This window comes from uncultured Campylobacter sp. (assembly GCF_938017615.1).
Lineage (GTDB): Bacteria > Campylobacterota > Campylobacteria > Campylobacterales > Campylobacteraceae > Campylobacter_B.
The window spans coordinates 1-1,534 of sequence record NZ_CALIJA010000177.1 but is presented as its reverse complement, the minus strand read 5'-3'; the positions used below and the strand labels follow the sequence as shown (position 1 = coordinate 1,534).

1 protein-coding gene is annotated in these 1,534 nt (G+C 52.7%); it reads right to left on the bottom strand.

Features of this window, described 5'->3' with window-relative positions; all coding sequences use genetic code 11:
* Positions 1-121: 121 nt before the first annotated feature.
* The gene (locus tag Q0620_RS09020; protein WP_298784637.1) at positions 122-1,399 is read right to left on the bottom strand and encodes a M20/M25/M40 family metallo-hydrolase; all 1,278 of its coding nucleotides are present in this window, start codon (positions 1,397-1,399) and stop codon (positions 122-124) included.
* Positions 1,400-1,534: the final 135 nt, after the last annotated feature.

Sequence of the window (1,534 nt, the reverse complement as noted above, 5' to 3'; positions counted from 1 at the left end):
TTCGCAAGCTCGCAGCTGCAAGCAGAAGAAGTTAAAATTTGACGAAGATAAGGCATATAGCCTATCAAGTCAAATTTTAACAAAATCCGTAAAAAGCGCTCAAAAGACAAGCCTTTCCGAGCTACTGAAGCCTAGCGATAATGTTTCTTACGACCTCCGCTATCATCTCCACCGACGCTATCTCGCAGTGCTCGTTTACGGAGTGTGGCGAGTGGATGTTCGGGCCTATGGAGCAGGCTTGCAGCTCGGGCTGTTTTGCGACCAGTACGCCGCACTCAAGGCCCGCGTGCACGGCGGCAAATTTAGCCTGCGGCTTTTGTTTTTGCAACTCCTCAAGCACCAGATGCGCGAAGTCGCTGATGCAGGGCGCCCAGTTCGCCGAGCGGTCGGCTACTCTCACATCAAAGTCCAGCGCGCTAGCCAGAGTGCTAGTCTCAAATCCAAGATTTTCGAGCCCCTCGCGCTTCATCGCGCGAGCGAAAAAATCAAACTCGATCACTTCACCATTCTGCTTAACGGTCGAGAGATTTATACTTTCATTTACCATGCCAAGCTGCGTGTCGTAGCTGCGCACGCCTTGGGCGAATGAGTTGATGAGCGCTAAAATTTTGCCGCTGTTTACCAGCACGTCCGCTTCGCCCTCGCCGAGGCTCTTTACCCACGCTAAGCCGCGCTGCCTTGGCTCATGCGCGCAGAGCGCCTTGCACACGGCATTTGCGGGGATCGAGTTACTCCTCTCGCCAAAATCTAGGCTGATGAGCTCGCAGCCCTCCTCGGCGAGAAATTTCGCTAGCAGCTTGGTCGCGTTTGGGATATTTTTATGTATCTCGTTGCCCGAGTGACCGCCGCTAAGCCCAGTGACGCCGATCTCGTAAATTTTACCGCTCTTTTTGACGGTCTGCGCGCCGATTTTTGCGCTTACGTTTATGCCGCCGGCGCATCCTAGCGTCACGCGATCGTCCTCTTCGCTGTCTAAATTTAGCAAATTTGGCGATAGAATTTTACCCTTAAAGGCGTTTGCGCCCACGAGCCCGACCTCTTCGTCATTGGTAAATAAGCACTCTAAATTTGCAAACTCCCGCATTGCGCCCATCATCATCGCCACGCCGATGCCATCATCAGCGCCCAGAGTCGAGTTTTTCGCCCTTAGTATGCCGTCCTCTTCGATGAGCTGCAAATTCGGCGCCGCGCCCACGCAGACCATGTCGTAGTGGCTTTGCAGGCAGATTTTAGGCTCGCCCTTTACGGCATGGATGTTACCCGCCTCATCGACGTTTACGCTAAAGCCCTGGCAGCGCGCAAAATCCGCCAAAAACTCCCTCATCTGCTCCGTTTCGCAGCTACAGTGCGGTATCTCGCACAGCCTCTTAAAATCGTTCATAACCTCGTTTTTTTGCATGTTTGCTCCTTTTGAATTTATTATATCCGCGCGTTATTGCGACACGCCCGTTAAATTTAAAAGCGACCGCGCTCGCTTAAGCGCTTACGAAATTCTGCTAAATTTAGGCGCGACCGCGCCAACATAGTGCTTCCG